Origin of the sequence: Collinsella aerofaciens (assembly GCF_040910265.1) — a bacterium.
In the GTDB taxonomy this organism is placed as follows: Bacteria; Actinomycetota; Coriobacteriia; order Coriobacteriales; family Coriobacteriaceae; genus Collinsella; species Collinsella aerofaciens_BK.
In genome coordinates, this window is the sequence record NZ_JBDGAW010000005.1 from 53,837 (window position 1) to 71,462 (window position 17,626).

Annotated in this window: 15 protein-coding genes; 14 read left to right on the forward strand and 1 reads right to left on the reverse strand. The window is 58.3% G+C overall.

Going from position 1 to position 17,626, the window contains the following annotated elements; all coding sequences use genetic code 11:
- Position 1 precedes the first annotated feature (1 nt).
- From AB5Z14_RS03690 to AB5Z14_RS03755, 14 genes are all read left to right on the forward strand, one after another.
- On the forward strand, positions 2-976 hold the full coding sequence (locus tag AB5Z14_RS03690) for a nucleoside hydrolase (protein WP_368130337.1): 975 nt from the start codon (positions 2-4) through the stop codon (positions 974-976).
- Positions 977-1,225: 249 nt separating this feature from the next.
- Entirely contained in the window at positions 1,226-2,065 is an 840-nt protein-coding gene (locus AB5Z14_RS03695; RefSeq protein WP_368130338.1) for a PRD domain-containing protein, read from the forward strand.
- Between the two features lie 70 nt (positions 2,066-2,135).
- Positions 2,136-3,584 carry a PTS transporter subunit EIIC gene (locus AB5Z14_RS03700; protein WP_368130339.1) on the forward strand — a complete coding sequence of 483 codons (1,449 nt, stop codon included), beginning with the start codon at positions 2,136-2,138 and terminating at the stop codon, positions 3,582-3,584.
- A gap of 146 nt (positions 3,585-3,730) precedes the next feature.
- On the forward strand, positions 3,731-5,149 hold the full coding sequence (locus tag AB5Z14_RS03705) for a 6-phospho-beta-glucosidase (RefSeq protein WP_164473267.1): 1,419 nt from the start codon (positions 3,731-3,733) through the stop codon (positions 5,147-5,149).
- Between the two features lie 182 nt (positions 5,150-5,331).
- Entirely contained in the window at positions 5,332-6,342 is a 1,011-nt protein-coding gene (locus AB5Z14_RS03710; RefSeq protein WP_368130340.1) for a LacI family DNA-binding transcriptional regulator, read from the forward strand.
- Between the two features lie 258 nt (positions 6,343-6,600).
- On the forward strand, positions 6,601-8,001 hold the full coding sequence (locus AB5Z14_RS03715; protein WP_368130341.1) for an L-fucose/L-arabinose isomerase family protein: 1,401 nt from the start codon (positions 6,601-6,603) through the stop codon (positions 7,999-8,001).
- 2 nt (positions 8,002-8,003) lie between these two features.
- The gene (locus AB5Z14_RS03720) at positions 8,004-8,840 is read left to right on the forward strand and encodes a transketolase (RefSeq protein WP_368130343.1); all 837 of its coding nucleotides are present in this window, start codon (positions 8,004-8,006) and stop codon (positions 8,838-8,840) included.
- Entirely contained in the window at positions 8,833-9,774 is a 942-nt protein-coding gene (locus AB5Z14_RS03725) for a transketolase family protein (protein ID WP_368130345.1), read from the forward strand. The genes AB5Z14_RS03720 and AB5Z14_RS03725 overlap by 8 nt, the downstream gene beginning before the upstream one ends.
- Positions 9,775-9,830: 56 nt before the next feature.
- Positions 9,831-11,321, forward strand: a complete 1,491-nt coding sequence (locus AB5Z14_RS03730; protein WP_368130346.1) for an FGGY family carbohydrate kinase — start codon at positions 9,831-9,833, stop codon at positions 11,319-11,321.
- Between the two features lie 152 nt (positions 11,322-11,473).
- Positions 11,474-11,962 carry an S-ribosylhomocysteine lyase gene (locus AB5Z14_RS03735; RefSeq protein WP_368130347.1) on the forward strand — a complete coding sequence of 163 codons (489 nt, stop codon included), beginning with the start codon at positions 11,474-11,476 and terminating at the stop codon, positions 11,960-11,962.
- A gap of 200 nt (positions 11,963-12,162) precedes the next feature.
- Positions 12,163-13,002 (forward strand): PRD domain-containing protein, encoded by an 840-nt coding sequence (locus AB5Z14_RS03740; protein ID WP_368130349.1) that lies wholly within the window; start codon positions 12,163-12,165, stop codon positions 13,000-13,002.
- Positions 13,003-13,070: 68 nt separating this feature from the next.
- Positions 13,071-14,441, forward strand: a complete 1,371-nt coding sequence (locus AB5Z14_RS03745; RefSeq protein ID WP_158554644.1) for a PTS transporter subunit EIIC — start codon at positions 13,071-13,073, stop codon at positions 14,439-14,441.
- 104 nt (positions 14,442-14,545) lie between these two features.
- Positions 14,546-15,526 (forward strand): alpha/beta hydrolase, encoded by a 981-nt coding sequence (locus AB5Z14_RS03750; protein ID WP_276675040.1) that lies wholly within the window; start codon positions 14,546-14,548, stop codon positions 15,524-15,526.
- A gap of 125 nt (positions 15,527-15,651) precedes the next feature.
- The gene (locus AB5Z14_RS03755; RefSeq protein ID WP_368130350.1) at positions 15,652-16,296 is read left to right on the forward strand and encodes a DUF4867 family protein; all 645 of its coding nucleotides are present in this window, start codon (positions 15,652-15,654) and stop codon (positions 16,294-16,296) included.
- 195 nt (positions 16,297-16,491) lie between these two features.
- On the opposite strand, the gene AB5Z14_RS03760 is transcribed toward AB5Z14_RS03755, so the two are convergent.
- Complete coding sequence (locus AB5Z14_RS03760) at positions 16,492-17,598, reverse strand: ATP-binding protein (RefSeq protein WP_368130352.1); 1,107 nt, start codon at positions 17,596-17,598, stop codon at positions 16,492-16,494.
- Positions 17,599-17,626 lie beyond the last annotated feature (28 nt).

Below are 17,626 nucleotides of genomic sequence, written 5' to 3' on the forward strand. Positions count from 1 at the left end.
AATGGCAACCAAGAAGCTGATCCTTGATCTGGATATGGGTGTGGACGACGCCATGGCGCTCGCCTATGCCATCGCGAGCCCCGAGGTGGAGCTCGTCGGTATTACCACGTGCTTTGGCAACGTGCGCGTCGAGCAATCGGCGCATAACTGCCTGGCGGTACTCGACCTGCTGGGTCGCCCCGAGGTGCCGGTGTACCTGGGCGCCGATCGTCCCATTAAGTCGAACGAGCCCTATACGCCGCCGGCGTCTACCACGCTCATCCATGGTAAAAACGGCATCGGCGGCGCGAGCGTGCCCGCATCGCCCTACGAGCCGGTGGGGGCGACATCGGCCGATGGCAACGCAGCGGTCGATTATCTGATCGATGCCGCGCGCACCTATGGACCCGATCTGGTCTACGTGGCGACCGGCCCGCTCTCAAACTTGGCGCTTGCCCTGGAGCGCGATGCGGCGGCGATGATGTCCATCGGCCGCGTGGTCGTGATGGGCGGCGCCCTTACCGTGCCCGGCAACGTGAGCGCGGGCGCCGAGGCCAACATGGCAAGCGATCCCGAGGCCGCCGATGCCGTGCTGCGCTCGGGCCGTAAGCTCACCATGGTTGGTCTGGACGTGACGCATCGCGTGGTGCTGACGCGCCGCGACATTGCCGGTTGGACGGGCTCGGGCACCATGGCGGGCTGCGCATTTGCGAGTATGGTCGAGCACTACATTGGCTCGTACGAGATGAACGCCCCTTACCTGGGCGGCTGCGCGCTGCACGATCCGCTTGCCGTTGCCGTGGCGATTGATCCCACGCTCGTGGGCGCACTTGGTTGCAACTTGCGCGTCGACCTGCTCGGCGAGTATCGCGGCCGCACTATCTGCGACGAGCATCGCCTGTCCGACCCCGACAAGAGCGCGCTTGTGGCACTCACCGTGGACGCCCCGCGCTTTCTGTCCGAGTTCAAGGCGCGCATGGCCCGCATCCTAGGCTAGGCTCGGGATCGAAGCACGCCCATCTGCTCGATGTGGCCGCTGGCGGGCCGACATCTACCGTTCGCCAGCCCGATGGTCCCCGGGGCGGGGAGAGCGCTATAATGCATTCTGCATCTTGGATTGTTACTCCTGTGTGGAGGCATGCCCAAGAGCAATACAACACGGATTGTTACGTAAGGCATGACCGCAATAGCACTGCTATTGGCTATCATGCCTTTTTCTGTGAGTGTTCTTGAAAGGAGGTTCACCATGCTTGCAATTAAAAAGCTTAACAACAACGCGGTTCTTTGCCGTGACGGACAGGGGCGAGATGTCATCGCCATGGGCAGGGGCGTCGGTTTCGGCGGAGATTTTCCTCGAGAGCTCCCTCTTTCTAAAATCGAGCATACGTTTTACGACATTGATCCTAAAGGACAAGATGTCATGAGGGATCTTCCCTCGGATATCGTGATGTTTGCGGCGAAAGTTATGGACATCGTTGCCAACGAACTGCCCTACGACCTCTCGACCAATGCGACGCTGTTCATGGCTGATCACCTGTCGTTTGCCGTTGCGCGAGCCCAAAAGGGGGTCCGCATCGCGATGCCTCTTGCCCATGAAGTGCGGGAGACGTATCCGAAGGAATACAAGGCTGCCCAGTTTATCGTCATGCGACTCGAGAAGGAGCTCGGAGAGCGGCTTCCCAAGGATGAGATTGCCAGTATTGCGATGAATCTCGTGAACGCACGGGTTGTTGAAGCCGTCAAAGCCACGGCCGAGCCCGCAAAGCAGTTCGACGATATGCTCGAGGACGTTATCGAGATTCTCGAAAGCGATTTCCGCATTATTGTCGACCGCGATTCCTTTGATTTCACCCGCTTCGCCACGCATCTGCGGTACCTGTTCAAGCGCATTCAAGCCGGCGAGTCGCTGAACAGCGCCAACATGCAGATGTACAAGAACTTTCGTGAGGAGTTTCCGCAGTTGGCAGAGTGCGTGAAGCATATCGGTTCCTATTGTCGTGAAACGTGGGACGCCACGCTCTCCGAGGAGGAGGAACTCTATCTGATGATCCATCTCAACCGGATCATCTCCAAAAAAGGATTGTAACCCGTAGCCATTCGGGGCATGACCTTTGCCGATTCGAACAGTAAGCCAAGATTGTGCAAAGGAGCCAATGATGGCAAATTACAAAAAGGTGGCAGAGCAGATTCTCTCCACTGTGGGCGGGGCGGAAAACGTGGCTTCGGTTACGCATTGCATGACGCGCCTGCGCTTCAACCTCAAGGATGAAAGCCTCTCGAATGATGAGAAGCTTGAGGACATCTCGTCTATCATCAGCGTCGTGCACGCCGGAGGGCAGGTGCAGCTGGTGGTCGGGCCCACGGTCGACAAGGTCTACGACGAGGTTTGTAAGCAGGGCGGATTCGAGGTCACGGTATCGATTGACGAGGAACTCGATGGCCCTCAGCTTAGCTGGAAGGAGCGCTTGGCGCCCAAGCACCTCTTCAATCAGCTGCTCGATGCCGTGAGCGGCGCTATCACCCCGATCCTTCCGATCTTTTGTGTCGCCGGTATCTTCAAGATGCTCGTTATTCTGTTTGGGCCCGAAGGCGCCGGTTTTATGTCCGAAACGAGCGACCTGTATCGGATCCTTTCCCTGGTGGGCGATGCGGCGTATTACTACTTCCCGGTGTTTGCCGCCTATAGCTCGGCTAAGAAGTTCAAAACGAGTCCTGTGCTGGCACTGCTCATCGCTGTTGTGATGATTTATCCCGACATGCTCGCTATTGTTGAGGACGGAAAGCCTTTCAGCGTCTTCGGCATCCCCATGCAGCTCGTCAACTACACCCAGGCTGTTCTTCCGGTCATCTTGATCACCTGGGCCCAGTCCTATGTTGAGCGCTTCTTTAAGAAGATCTCGCCTGATATGTTGCGCATTCTGATCGTACCCGTGGGTACGGTGCTCGTGATGTTGCCGGTCGCGCTGTGCCTCTGCGGCCCTGCCGTCCAATTTGTCATGGGCCTTGTGGCCGATTTCATCATTTGGCTCGCCTCTGTTGCCGGTCCCGCTGCGACCGCGGTTGTCGGCGCATTCTGGAATCTGATCATCGCCACCGGCATGCACGTGCCGATCTATACCGCCATATTGCCCGCCGCGCTCCAGAACGGTTACGACGCCATCTTATACCCCGGCACCGCGGTTGTAGCCTACACCACGCTTGCCATCGCGCTCGCCTATGGCCTGCGCGCTAAGGACAAGGAGAGTCGAGCCACGGGCTGGAACTTGTTCATCACCTATGCCTTCGGTCGCGTGAGTGAGCCCATCATCTACGGCATCCTGTTTCGCGACAAGAAGGCTCTTGCCTGGAACATGATTGGTGGTGCTGTCGGTGGTCTGCTGGTAAGCCTTCTTCATGCCAACGTCTATATCTTCACTGGCGTTGGTTTCCCATGGATGAACGTGCTCATGTTTGCTCAGGATATCATCCCTGGCACCATCGGGTGTCTTGCTGGCGGTGCCGTGACGTTTGCGTTGGCGATGATTTTTGGATTTGAAGGACAGGAGAAGATGCCGTTGAAGTCCAAGAGCGGCGATTCTGAGGCCGTTGAATCCGTCGAGGCATAAGAGGCTACTACACAAATATGCTCCCCAGCCGTTGCGCGGTCCGACCCCTTGGCCGCGCAACGGTACTGTGCTGTTGCGCGGCACTTGCCGAGTCCGTTGCGTTCGACAGTGTGGGCCGGGAATTTGATAGAAAGGACGACACCATAATGTTTAGAGAAGATTTTTTATGGGGCGGGGCTCTGGCTGCAAACCAGTGCGAGGGAGGATGGAACGAAGGCGGTCGCGGTTTAGCCAATTCCGACATGCTGCCGTTTGGCGATCAACGCATGGACGTCATGCGGGGAGACCTTGATCCGCGTGCGTTGGCACCCGACAGCTTCTATCCCGCTCGCAAGGGCATTGATTTTTACCATAGGTACAAGCAGGATATTGAACTGTTTGCCCAGATGGGTTTTAAATGCCTGCGCTTATCAATCGCCTGGAGCCGCATTTTTCCCAAAGGAGACGAAGCCGAGCCCAATGAAGAAGGCCTTGCCTTTTACGAGGATGTTTTTAGGACGTGTCGCGCGCATGACATTGAGCCTTTGGTGACGCTCAACCACTATGATGTCCCCATGCATCTCGTCGATGCGTATGGCGGATGGCGCGATCGCAGGTTGGTCGACCTGTTCGAGCGATATTCGCGTACCGTGTTCGAGCGCTATCGGGGATTGGTCAATTATTGGCTGACCTTTAACGAGATCAACATCATGACGCAGGCGTGCTTTATGGCGGCGGGGATCATCTTCGAGCAAGGGGAGAATCGCTATGCAACGGTTCACACGGCCGTGCACCATGTATTGGTTGCGAGCGCCCGTGCGGTCGGGGCGTGTCATGAACTGTGCCCTGGGGCGAAGATCGGTTGCATGCTCAACGCAGGTGTCTTCTATCCGGCTACATGTGATCCGGACGATGTGCTGGCTGCGCAGGCTGAGAATCGCAGCCATTACATGTTTACCGACGTCCAGGTGCGCGGTGCGTACCCGAGCTATGTTCTCAAGGAATACGCCCGCCATGGTTTTGAGGTGCCCTATCGGGATGATGACCGCGAAGTACTGGCTGCAAACCTGGTCGATTTCGTCTCGTTTTCGTATTACTCGACGCGCGTCGCAAAAGCGCATGCGGAAGGTCAGTTCGATTCGAACCTTCTTCGCTCGGCGCCTAATCCGTATCTAAAACAGGAGCCTTGGGGGAGGTTTATCGACCCCAAAGGGCTGCGCGTCACCATGAATGAAATCTGGGATCGCTATCAAAAGCCGCTGTTCATCGTCGAAAACGGTTTGGGTGCTCCTGATGTGCCGGAAGATTCGGGTGAAATAGAAGACGACTATCGAGTTGAATACCTGCGGGCCCACATCGAGGCGATGAGGGAGACCGTCGAGCTCGACGGGGTGGAACTCATGGGATATACCTGTTGGGGCCCGATCGATTTGGTTTCGGTCGCCACAGGACAGATGCGTAAGCGCTACGGGTTTATCTATGTCGATCGAGACGATAGCGGTGCGGGCTCGTTTGAGAGACGTAAAAAGAAAAGCTTCGAATGGTACCGACGCGTAATAGCAAGCAATGGCGAAGACCTTGCGTGATAACGTTAAGATGGACAAATGCGCCCGTTGGGGGAATAGTCGTGCCACTTCGCTTGACAACAGGCTAAACTAGCTATTAAACATTTACTATTCTGTTTAGATTGAATTTGCGGTCGTTTAGTTGCCGAGCCACGGGGCGGTCAAGCCACGATGCTCGGCCGCGACCGATGCTAGGGGGAACGATGGCTAAAGCAAGCGTCCGCGAGATCAGCCGCATTACCGGCTTTTCGCCCGCAACCGTGTCCAACGCGCTCAACCGCAAGCGCAGCGTGAGCGAGGAGACCGCCAAGGTCATCCTGGAGTGCGCGCAGTCGCTTGGCTATCAGCAGTCGACGCAGCTCGAGAGCATCCAGTTTGTGCTTGCGCGCAAGACGGGCGCCATCCTGGACGAGAGCACCTTCCATCCCGCGGTCATCGAGGGCGTGGAGCGTCAGGCGCGTCGCCACGGTATGAGCACGAGCTTTGTCTCGCTCGACTTTAGCGACCTGGACGCCGTGCGCCCGCAGGTCGAGGGTCTGATCGCCGACCCGTCGGCCGCCATCGTGCTGATGGGTACGGAGCTGGGCGAGGAGGACTACGCCCTGTTCGCCAACGCTGCCGCCCACCTGATTGTGCTCGACGGCTGGAGCGACCGCCAGTATTTCGATGCCGTGGTCATCGCCAACACCGATTCGGTGCTGCGTGCCGTGGATTACCTTATCGAGAAGGGCCACAAGCAGATTGGTTATCTGGCGGGCGACCTTCGCATCCGCAACTTTAAGGACCGCGAGCGCGGTTACCGCCAAGCGCTTGAGGATGCGGGTCTTGAGGCTAATCCGGCATGGCGCGTCACGCTGGGCACCACGCTCGAGGGCGCTTATCGCGACATGGGCGTGTGGCTCGACAATGTCTCGCGCGACGATCTGCCGACGGCTTTCTTTGCCGAGAACGACGTGCTCGCCGTGGGCGCCATGCGCGCGTTCAACGAGCACGGTATTCGCGTGCCCGAGGATGTCTCGATCATCGGCTTTGACGACCTGTCTTTGGGCGCCTTCTCCAACCCGCCGCTCACCACGGTGCATGTTCCCAAGCACGAGGTGGGCGAGATCGCGGTGCGTCGCCTGGTGGGCAACATCCGCAACCCCAAGAGCTATACCTGCAAGACGGCCGTGTCGACCTACTTTGTCGAGCGCCAGAGCGTGTGCGAGATCTAGGCGAAGAAAACGCCGGGGCGCAGGGCGGCAAAGCTCGCTAAGGCAGCCATATCTAACGCTACTAAGAGAGGGTCCTTCGGGGCCCTCTTTTTGTTTCCCTTGTATGTTCAGTTTGTTTACATACCGTTTAGGCTGATTTCTCTACCGTTTACGGGACTTTCGCGCTAGACTATTAAACAAAAGAGTAAAACATTTAGTAAACAGAACAAAACGAAACATGCGTCTGTTTACTGAACATGTGATTAGGGGAGGACGTACATGGACAAGATCAAGCTCGGCTTTGTGCCCACGCGCCGCAGCATCTTTAGCGCGCCGGACGCAATCAAGTATCGCGGCCTGACGGCTGATCGCCTGCGCGAGATCGGCGTCGACATCGTGGATATCGACGACATCAATGACGAGGGCCTGCTGTTCGACGACAGCCACATTGAGCCTATCGTCAAGAAATTCCGCGCCGAGGGCGTCGATGGCATTATGCTGTGCCACGCCAACTTTGGCACCGAGTACGTTTGCGCTCGCCTTGCCCGCGAGCTCGGCCTGCCCGTGCTGCTGTGGGGCCCGCGCGACGAGCGCCCCGAGCCCGACGGCACGCGCCTGCGCGATAGCCAGTGCGGTCTGTTCGCCACCGGCAAGGTCCTGCGCCGCTTCCAGGTTCCCTTCACCTACATGACCAACTGCCGCCTGACCGACCCCGAGTTCGAGCGCGGCGTTTGGGACTTTTTGGCCGTTTGCAACGTGGTCAAGACCTTCAAGCACACTCGCATCCTGCAGATGGCGACCCGTCCGTTCGACTTCTGGTCCACCATGTGCAACGAGGGCGAGCTGCTCGAGAAGTTCAATATTCAGCTTTCGCCCATCCCCATGACCGAACTTGTCCAGGCTGTGCGCGACGCCCAGGCCGACGAGCAGGCCATGGCCGCCATGCTTGCCCACATCAACGACAGCTTTGAGATCTGCATCCCCGAGGACAAGGTCCCTGCGGTCGCCGGTCTTGCCATCGCCATGAAGCGCTTGGTCGAGAAGTATGGCTGCAACGCCGGTGCCATTCAGTGCTGGAACGCTCTGCAGGACGAGCTGGGCATTATGCCCTGCGCCGCCAACGCCATCCTCAACGAGATGGGCATCCCCGTCGTCTGCGAGACCGACATCCACGGCGCCATCACCGCGCTCATGGTCGAGGCAGCCGATCTTGGCCGTCACCGCGGCATGTTCGCCGACTGGACCGTGCGTCATCCCGACAACGAGAACGGCGAGCTGCTGCAGCACTGCGGCCCCTGGCCCTGCAGCTGCGCGGCGGTCAAGCCCAAGCTCACCTACCCGCTGGCTTTCGATCACCCCGGCGCGCTGACGGCCGAGGCCAAGCACGGCGACCTCACCCTTGCCCGCTTTGACGGCGACAACGGCGAGTACTCGCTGCTGCTGGGCAACGCCCGCGGCATCGACGGCCCGGCCGGCATGGGCACCTACCTGTGGGTCGAGGTCGAGAACCTCAAGCGCCTCGAGGCCAAGATCGTCGAGGGTCCCTACATCCACCACTGCGTGGCCATCCACGCCAACGTGGTGCCGGTGCTCTACGAGGCATGCAAATATATCGGCATCGCCCCCGACCTGTACGACCCCATCGAAGAAGACGTCAAAGCCTACCTGCGAGGAGAGTAGAAATGGCAACTATCGAAGAGCTTGAGTCCCTGCGCTGGGACCTCCGCCGCGATTGCGTCGACATCATCATGGCCGGCGCCGGCGGCCACATCGGCGGCGACATGTCGGTCATCGACGCGCTCATGACCCTCTACGCCAACCATCTGAACATTTCGCCCGAGACCGTCGACGATCCCAACCGCGACCGCTTCGTGCTCTCCAAGGGCCACGCCATGGAGGCCTACTACGCGGTGCTGTGCCACGAGGGCTATCTGGACCTCGACGACGTCAAGGCCCGCTTCTCCAAGTTCGGCAGCCCCTATATCGGCCACCCCAACAACAAGCTTAAGGGCATCGAGATGAACTCTGGCTCGCTGGGCCACGGCCTGCCCGTGGCGGTGGGCATGGCGCTCGCCGGCAAGATGGACGGTCGCGACTACCGCGTCTACACCATCATGGGCGATGGCGAGCTTGCCGAGGGCTCGGTCTGGGAGGGCGCCATGAGCGGCGGCAACTACCAGCTCGACAACCTGTGCGCACTCGTGGACCGCAACCGCCTGCAGATCAGCGGCAGCACCGAGGATGTCATGAAGCAGGACTCGCAGGAGGAGCGCTGGGCCGCCTTCGGTTGGAACGTGCTGTCCATTCCGGGCAACGACGTCCAGGCCATCGACGCCGCGCTGACGCTTGCGGCCGAGACCAAGGGTAAGCCCACGGTCATCATCCTCAACACGGTGAAGGGCTACGGCTCGCCCGTTATGGAGGACAAGGCCGGCTGGCATCACCACCTGCCCAACGACGAGGAATATGCCCAGATCATCGCCGATTTCGCTGCCCATAAGGAGGCCGTCAATGGCTAACAAGATCGCCAACCGCAAGGTTATCTGCGACACGCTGCTCGAGGCCGCCGCAACCGACAAGGACATCGTCGTCCTGTGCTCAGACTCCCGTGGCTCCGCGTCGCTCACGCCGTTCTTCGATCAGTATCCCCAGCAGTCCGTTGAGGTCGGCATTGCCGAGCAGGACCTGGTGAGCATCGCCGCCGGCATGGCTTCGTGCGGCAAGAAGGCTTGGGCCGCCTCGCCCGCATCCTTTGTGACCACGCGTTCGTATGAGCAGTGCAAGGTCGACGTTTCGTACTCCAATACCAACGTCAAGCTCATCGGCATCTCGGGCGGCGTGTCCTACGGCGCCCTGGGTATGAGCCATCACTCCGCGCAGGATATCGCCGCCATGAGCGCGATCCCCAACATGCGCGTGTATCTGCCGAGCGACCGCTTCCAGACCGCCGAGCTCGTGCGCGCCCTGGTCGCCGACAACAAGCCCGCCTACATCCGCGTGGGCCGCAACCCGGTCGAGGACGTGTATACCCAGGACGAGTGCCCGTTCCAGATGGATCGCGCCACCTGGGTGCGCCGCGGCACCGATGTGACGATTGTCGCCACCGGCGAGATGGTCCGCCATGCCGTGGATGCCGCCGATCTGCTGGCCGAGCAGGGCATCTCCGCCACCGTACTCGACATGTACTGCGTCAAGCCGCTCGACGCCGAGGCCGTGATTGAGGCCGCCGGCGCCACGCGTGCCGTCGTGACCGTCGAGGAGCACAGCCCCTTCGGCGGCTTGGGCTCTATGGTCGCGCAGGTGGTGGGCGAGCATTGCCCGCGTCCGGTCAAGTGTCTCTCCCTGCCCGACGCGCCGGTCATCACTGGCACGAGCCCCGAGGTCTTTGCGCACTACGGCCTGACGGGTGTCGGAATCGCTGAAACCGTTAAGGACTTCCTGCCCGCAGAGTAATTGGAATGTGACAAAGGGACAGTCCCTTTGTCACATTCATTTTGAAAGGGGTGGCCATGGGCCGCTACATCATCGGAATCGATCAGTCCACGCAGGGCACCAAGGCGCTGCTGGTGGACGAGGGCGGCCATCTGATTCATCGTGCCGACCGCTCGCATCGCCAGATCGTCAACGAGGCCGGCTGGGTGAGCCATGATCCGGCCGAGATCGCGGCCAACGTCCTGGCCGTGGCGCGTGCCGTGGTGGAGGAGACCGGGGTCAATCCGGCCGATGTCGCCGGCATCGGCATTTCCAACCAGCGCGAGACCACCGTTGCCTGGAACCGCACGACGGGCGAGCCGCTGTGCGACGCCGTGGTGTGGCAGTGTGCCCGTGCCCGCGAGCTGTGCGACGAACTGGCCGCGCGCGAAGGCGTGGCCGAGTTGGTGCGCGACACGACGGGCCTGGTGCTCTCGCCCTACTATCCGGCGGGCAAGATGGCCTGGATTCTCGCAAACGTGCCGGCAGCTGCTAAGGCCGCTGCGGCGGGCGAGCTGTGTCTGGGCACGATTGACGCCTGGGTGGTCTGGACGCTCACGGGCGGCACCGAGTTTCGTTGCGACTGGTCCAACGCCAGCCGTACGCAGCTGTTCGACCTGCGCCGTGGCTGCTGGAGCGAGCCGGTGTGCCAGGCCTTTGGCATCGACGCTGCCTGCCTACCGCAGGTGACCGATTCCGACGGTCTGTTCGGCACAACGGACCTGGGCGGCTTTTTGCCGGCGCCCGTGCCCATTCACGGCGTGCTCGGCGACAGCCACGCCGCCCTGTTTGCGCAGGGCTGCCACAGCCGCGGCATGGCCAAGGCGACCTATGGCACCGGCAGTTCGGTCATGATGAACGTCGGCGACGAGTTTGTCGCCAGCTCGCACGGGCTTTCGAGCTCGCTCGCGTGGCGCATGGACGGCGTGACCGAGTACGTGCTCGAGGGTAACGTGAGCTACGCCGGCGCCGTCAAGACGTGGCTGCGCGACGACCTGGAACTCATCAATAACCCCGAAGAGGTCACCGACCTGTGCTATGCCGCCAACCCGGCGAGCCGCGTCTACTTTGTGCCGGCGTTTACCGGCCTGGGCGCGCCGCACTGGGCAAGCGACGCCGAGGGCTGCGTCTTTGGCATGACGCGCACCACCGGCCGCGCGGAGTTCGTGAAGGCTGCCGACGAGTCGATCGCCTATCAGATCTTCGACGTGATCGATGCGATGGTCGAGGATTCGGGCGCGGCGCTGGCCGAGCTTCGCGTTGACGGCGGCCCCACGCGCGATGCGTACCTGATGCAGTTTGAGAGTGACCTGGTGGGCTCGCCCATCCGCATCGCGAGCAACGACGAGATGAGCGGCCTGGGCGCGGCTTGGGCCTGCGGCATTGCGCTGGGCATGTACACGCGCGACGTGGTTGACGTGTACGGTGCCCGCGGCATTGTGGAGCCCTCGATGCCGGCAGACGAGCGAGCCAAAAAGATCGCCGGCTGGCGCCACGCCGTACAATCTACGATCGCGTACACCGCCTAGCATGATTTTTCTGGGACGGGGATTAAAAACTCATTGGTCCCCGTCCCAGGTAGCTAATTTGGGACGGGGCTTTTTTGACTGGTATGATTGGTGCGACCATTCCAACCAGCTAAAAGAGCCCCGTCCCAAATTGACTACCGAGAGGATCTACCATGGAGCGCATTGCGAGCTTTTCTGTCGATCATCTGCTGCTTGAGCCCGGCGTGTACGTGAGCCGCATCGACCGCGATCCGGCGACCGGAGCCGCCGTCACCACCTTTGACCTGCGCCTGACCACGCCCAACAAAGAGCCGGTCATGAACACGGCCGAGTGCCACACCATCGAGCACCTGGGCGCGACGTTTCTGCGCAATCATGTCGAGTGGTCGAGCCGTATTGTCTACTTTGGCCCCATGGGCTGCCGCACGGGCTTTTACCTGGTCGTGTTTGGCGAGGCGACGAGCGAGGAGATCCTGCCGCTCGTGCGCGAGCTGTTTGAGTTCGTCGCCGGCTTCGAGGGCGATGTCCCCGGCGCCGCTCCCGAGGAGTGCGGCAACTACCTGGACCAGAACCTCCCCATGGCCAACTGGCTCGCGCACCGCTACCTTGACCGCGACCTGACCGATATCGACGAGAAGCACCTGCACTATCAGCAGGCATAAGGATTGCCTTCTGCTTCTAAACCGTTCACATGGAGATATCGACCGTTTAACTGTTTAGTAATGTTTACACGAGGTCATTTACGGTGTTTCGCTTAAACTGGCAACCAGAGTGATATTCAGGCAAGGCTCCTGAAGCAGCATCTGTCGACATTGATTGTCGGATTCTGCTTCGGGAGCCTTGTTTTGTTTAAGGGGGACACATGGAAATCGTTAAACGAATTAACACCAGCGCTGTCCTCTGCATCGACGGAAATGGCAGGCAGCTGGTGGCATTCGGGCGTGGCCTGGGGTTTAAGGACGTTGGCGATGAATTACCGCTCTCGGAGATTCAACGAACGTTCTATAACGTTAGTTCCCGCTACATCGCTCTCATTGATGAAGTCTCGGATGAACTTCTCGAGCTGACCTCGGATGTTATTGATATGTCGACAGGACTGCTTCCCTATGAAGTAAGCCCTAATTTGCCGTTTATTCTTGCGGACCATATCGCGTATGCAATTAAGCGCAAGGAGCAAAACATTGTTGTCCATATGCCCTTGTCTTTTGATGTTCGCCAACAATATCCCGTCGAATTCAAAATCGGCGAGTACGCGCTTCGAATAATCAGGAAACGTCTCAATGTTAGGCTTCCCGCTCATGAGACAGTTGGAATTGCCATGGCGTTTATCAATAACATGGCCGATTCGGATTCATGTGAGCTGGCTGAAGAGTTTGGCACGGACGTTTACGATCGCGTTCTCGAAGAATCAACTATTGCTGTTGAAAGACGGCTTGGTATTCAAGTTGATCGGGAGGGCTTCGATTATGCAAGGTTCGCAACCCACCTTCAGTACCTATTCAATAGGTTGAACTCTGGCGAAAGTATCGTAAGCGACAACCGCAAGATGTATCTCTCGCTCAAAGATGAATATCCGGTGGCATCGGCGTGCGCCGATGACATCGCTTCTGTTCTCAGCCGGCTGACGGGCCAAGAACTTATAGACGAAGAAAGACTCTATCTGATGATGCATATCAATCGAATCGCATCGAAAGCTAGGTAATTGGTCGGCGAAGGCGCGCGCTTTGCCGATGGTTACATATAAAACACAACATGGGAGAAATGGTATTTATGGCAGATACAACCAAGCTCGCTGCCGAGATTCTCGAGATGGTGGGCGGTGCAGAAAACGTTACATTTGTAGCCCACTGCATGACTCGTTTAAGGTTCAATCTTAAGGACGAAAGCATCGTAGATGATGCAAAAGTCAAGGCAATCGATGGTGTGATCGATATTCGCCATTCAGCAGGGCAATACCAAGTGATTGTGGGGCCCAAGGTCGATAAGGTCTACGAAATCGTTGCAAAGGAAACCGGGGTTGACACCGGGAAGTCCGCGGCAGATGAAGGCGAGACCAAAGGTTTTCTGGGAAAGCTGATGAAGCTGATCAGCGGCATCATGATGCCCGTTCTTCCCGCCTTGATTGCATGCGGAATGATAAACGCCGTCCTTAGTATCCTGACGACGGCAGGTGTCGTTTCCGCTGAGAGCGGAATTTATACCCTGCTGTACGGCATGGGAAACGCCAGCATGTATTTCTTGCCCGTTCTCGTCGGATCGTCTGCGGCCAAATTCTTTGGAATCGATCAATATATCGGTGCGGTGCTCGGTGCAATCCTGCTTTACCCGACTTTTGTTGCCGCAGCTGGAGCTGGTGATGCGCTGGATTTGTTCGGCATGAAGTTCACGATGGTGAGCTATGCCTCGACGGTGTTTCCCGCTATCGTGGCGGCTTGGTTCGCATCCGTTCTTTATAAGTGGCTGCGTGCGGTTCTTCCCGATGCTTTGGCATTTGCACTCGTTCCGTTCCTGACAGTTGCTATTGCTGCCCCCATCTCGCTTCTTGTGGTTGGCCCGGTTATCCAACAGGCGAGCTCCTTGCTTGCGACTGCCGTACTGGCGGTCTATCAGTTCAGCCCCATTCTTTGCGGCGTTATTCTTGGACCGATATTTGGCCTCGTCATGATTCCTCTTGGACTCCATTGGGCCCTCATTGTGATCTCCATCAACAATATTATGACCGTCGGTTCCGACCCTATCCTTGGACTTCTTTGCGGTAGCATGGGTGTCGTCGGCGCTTGCTTGGCGTTTGCTTTCCGCTCGAAGGATCCGAGCGAAAAGAGCCTTGGATTCAGCTGTGCCATTACGAGCCTGTGCGGAATTACAGAACCTGCCCTGTACGGCATAGTTTTGGAGCACAAGAAGATCATCGTCGCTTCCATGATTTCTGGTGCAATTAGCGCTGTTATCCCGGCTATCTTCAATACCCGCACGTTCGTTATGACGTCGAGTGGTATTTTCAGCTTCCCCGGCTACATGAATCCTTCCGGTGATATGAGCAGCCTTATTGGTGCGATCCTTTGCAATGTCGTTGGTTTTATTCTTACCTTCGTCCTCGTCTACATCATGTATCGCCCTGATGCAGACACGTCGGCGGAATAGACAATTATTCGGAATGTAAGCTGCTGAAAACCCCGCGGCAGATTGCATATGGTGGGCTTGCGATTGATCTGCGCGAGCCCACCTCGTTTTTGGAGTGACTGGTTATGACAATTACTGCCGATATGACATTTGGAGAAATCGCACTTCTTCCTGAGTTCGCTGGGTTCGGTGAGCATCTCATGCTTTGCCGACCTTCAACTTGGGAGCGCATGTGGAATAAGCCCATCGCGGCCCATTTGAATTCCGACACTAATCCGTATGAAGTTACTCGTGTTCTGCGCGGGTTGAATCGGATTGTTGAGCTTGCGGATGACGGGAGGCAGGTTGCATACGATATTTGGGATGAAGCCGATTGTATTCGCGATCCGACCCGGCGCAACACAAAGCTGTTTTTCTTTCCGGGGCGACCGGGGGCGCCATTCGTTATCGCGATTTCGGGTGGGGGCTATCAGAGCGTTTGTCACCAAATGGAAGGTTTTCCCGTTGCTCCCGAGCTCAACGATGCGGGCTATAACGTGTTTGTGTTGTCATACAGGGTGAGGGTCGAGCCGCTGATGCCGCGTCCGATCGATGACCTTAATCGCGCAGTCCGTTTTGTCCTCGAGAATTCAACGCGATTTAATGTGGACAAAAAATATGCGGTTATCGGTTTTTCCGCTGGCGCGCATTTGACCGCCGAGTGGGGGACGGATAACAAGGGGTTTGCATCTTACGGATGCGAGCCGCCAAAAGCTTTGGTTCTGTGTTACGCCCCGATTGACCTTCATGAGTCCGAATGTGCGTCAGACCATAGATTTCTTGATTCGGTGTGCGGTGGAGCTGGGCACGATGCGATTGATGATTTCTGCATTGATCAACATGTGTGGGAACGGTATCCGCCGACATATCTTTGGCAATGCGCCGACGATGATGTCGTATCGCCCGGCAATCTCGGAAAGATGGTTGACGCACTGGATGCGGCTGGGGTGCACCACGAGGAGATTGTGTATCCAGAAGGAGGACATGCGTTAATGAAACCTCATGCGCCGGAAACTGATCACTGGTGCTCGGGTGTCATTGAGTTCCTTAAGGGCTATCTCGGCTAAGTAAAATACACGCCGCCCTTTTGCCCATGTGACTCTGGTGCGTGTTGTTTGCGGTATTGACTCCATCAAAAGACGGCTAATGTTCTAGAATGTTTATATAGTCACATTTACGAACAGGAGCGAACATGCATATCTACTCTGTTACCGATCCCGAGTTCAAGTCCTACGGCCGCGTGTGGGGCGACGTACCCTCCAGCCTGACAGCTCCGCTTGTCGAGGCACTTTCCGCCACGCCCATTCCCGAGGGTAGCAAGTATGTGGCCTCCGCGCCCGAGCTGGAACAGGTCGAAGGTGCCGACACGCTCGGTCTGCTCATGTACGGCGGCCGCCCCTTCCAGCTGGGCTGGTGCAACGGCCGTAACACGAAGCTCAACTGCCTGGAGTATCACCGCGCCAGCGAGTTCAACCTGGGCGCCCGCGATTTTATCCTGCTGCTGGCCAAGCGCGAGCAGATCGTCGACGGCAAGCTCGATACCGCGCAGGTCAAGGCCTTCCGCGCGCCGGCCGGCACGCTCGTCGAGGTCTACGCCACGACGCTGCACTACACGCCGTGCATGGTCGACGACGGTGGCTTCCAGGTAATGGTAGCGCTGCCCGCCGGCACCAATGGTCCGCGTCCCGAGGCCGCTGCCAACATGTCCGCCGCCGGCGACAGCTACTGCTACTGGAAGGCCGACAAGTGGGTCCTCTGCCACGCCGATAGTCCCAAAGCAGCCGAGGGCGGCTACGTAGGCCTAACCGGCAAAAACCTCGACATCACCTGCGACTAGCGCTTCGTCTCAATCCTGTAACATCTAGCAGCCAAAATCGTCTCTACCTGTTACAGAACGAGACAAACTGCAGGGGGCTGCCCGAAAATCTCAATCTGTAACACCAGGCTCGGTTTTGACGGTCTAACTGTTACAGACCGAGACAAACCGGTCAAAACCATCACAAAGGTGCCTGTCCCCTTCGTGGTGGTTTTCCTACAGCTGACTGCGCAGGTAGTCAGCCATATAAGGAACAGCGAAGCGCACGTACCCGCGGCGGGCCTGTTCGATTACGCCGGCGTCGATAAGGCGCCGGCGATACTTTTGTGCGTAGTCGGGTGTGACCGACATGCGCTCGGCTACATCAGAAATGCGCGACACGGTGTCTTCGTCATCCGCCATTGCGGCAAGAAACGCAACGTCTTGGTCCGAGAGCGCGGCGAGCGTCGTCTCGCACACATCGTTTTCGAAATCGACCTTTGACGCCTCGATGGCTCCGTCGACTAGCTCTCGTGTTGCGCGTTCTCCTGCCTGGCAACGATTGGCGATGTTGTAACCGATGAGCTGCAACATGTAGGGCGAGCCCTGGGTTGCGCGAGCGGCATCTAGTCGAAGATCGCTTGGGATATCAAGGTCGAGTTCTTCGAAAGCCCGCTGGTAATAGGTGTCGACGTCTCCGACTGAAAGCGGTTCGAGTGTGACTTTGCGAGCGCGGTTGAGAAACGTCAGCACGCGGTCATTGAGCGTCGCCGAGACCGCTCCCGGAAGGCCCGCCATAACGAGCGCGACGTTGAGTCCCTCACCGACGAGTTCTTGATAAGCGGTGACAAGTTGCCTGATTTCGGGCGAATTGGCCTGGAGCTCATCGATAAGGATGAGGATGCCGTGTCCTTGCTCGGTCAATTTGCGCGTCAGCTGCGTGAGCTTGAACTGGAAGCTCTTGGTTTCCTGCACATCGCGTGTGAACTCAAGACCGGCCGAGAAACCGAAGACGCTCAGGCTGCCACCCGTGAGTTTAGGGAGATGGCGTTTGTTGGCATAGGGCTCGCCCGCCTCTTGGATTTTTTCAACAATACGCTCGAGCATGTCCTCGGAGGCTACGGTGGGTGTGGCAACAACGAAGCCGAGCTTACGAGCGCGATCGGCAAGTTCCCACAGGAGAACCGTTTTGCCGCTGCCTCGCTGGCCAAGCATGAGCATGGCGCGGTCTCGATTGCCCGGCTCCTGCTCAAGGCCGGAGATGAATGTCGAAATTACACTTCCTCGCCCAACCAGATAGGACGGGCGATTTCCAAACGAAGGGGAGAAGATGGTTTCAGTCATGAGTCTCCTTTCCTTTTTTCCCTATTTT

Excerpts from the sequence above, each read along its gene's own strand:
- AB5Z14_RS03690 (WP_368130337.1), top strand. The coding sequence starts at position 2 with ATGGCAACCAAGAAGCTGATCCTTGATCTGGATATGGGTGTGGACGAC.
- AB5Z14_RS03695 (WP_368130338.1), top strand. The coding sequence starts at position 1,226 with ATGCTTGCAATTAAAAAGCTTAACAACAACGCGGTTCTTTGCCGTGAC.
- AB5Z14_RS03700 (WP_368130339.1), top strand. The coding sequence starts at position 2,136 with ATGGCAAATTACAAAAAGGTGGCAGAGCAGATTCTCTCCACTGTGGGC.
- AB5Z14_RS03705 (WP_164473267.1), top strand. The coding sequence starts at position 3,731 with ATGTTTAGAGAAGATTTTTTATGGGGCGGGGCTCTGGCTGCAAACCAG.
- AB5Z14_RS03710 (WP_368130340.1), top strand. The coding sequence starts at position 5,332 with ATGGCTAAAGCAAGCGTCCGCGAGATCAGCCGCATTACCGGCTTTTCG.
- AB5Z14_RS03715 (WP_368130341.1), top strand. The coding sequence starts at position 6,601 with ATGGACAAGATCAAGCTCGGCTTTGTGCCCACGCGCCGCAGCATCTTT.
- AB5Z14_RS03720 (WP_368130343.1), top strand. The coding sequence starts at position 8,004 with ATGGCAACTATCGAAGAGCTTGAGTCCCTGCGCTGGGACCTCCGCCGC.
- AB5Z14_RS03725 (WP_368130345.1), top strand. The coding sequence starts at position 8,833 with ATGGCTAACAAGATCGCCAACCGCAAGGTTATCTGCGACACGCTGCTC.
- AB5Z14_RS03730 (WP_368130346.1), top strand. The coding sequence starts at position 9,831 with ATGGGCCGCTACATCATCGGAATCGATCAGTCCACGCAGGGCACCAAG.
- AB5Z14_RS03735 (WP_368130347.1), top strand. The coding sequence starts at position 11,474 with ATGGAGCGCATTGCGAGCTTTTCTGTCGATCATCTGCTGCTTGAGCCC.
- AB5Z14_RS03740 (WP_368130349.1), top strand. The coding sequence starts at position 12,163 with ATGGAAATCGTTAAACGAATTAACACCAGCGCTGTCCTCTGCATCGAC.
- AB5Z14_RS03745 (WP_158554644.1), top strand. The coding sequence starts at position 13,071 with ATGGCAGATACAACCAAGCTCGCTGCCGAGATTCTCGAGATGGTGGGC.
- AB5Z14_RS03750 (WP_276675040.1), top strand. The coding sequence starts at position 14,546 with ATGACAATTACTGCCGATATGACATTTGGAGAAATCGCACTTCTTCCT.
- AB5Z14_RS03755 (WP_368130350.1), top strand. The coding sequence starts at position 15,652 with ATGCATATCTACTCTGTTACCGATCCCGAGTTCAAGTCCTACGGCCGC.
- AB5Z14_RS03760 (WP_368130352.1), bottom strand. The coding sequence starts at position 17,598 with ATGACTGAAACCATCTTCTCCCCTTCGTTTGGAAATCGCCCGTCCTAT.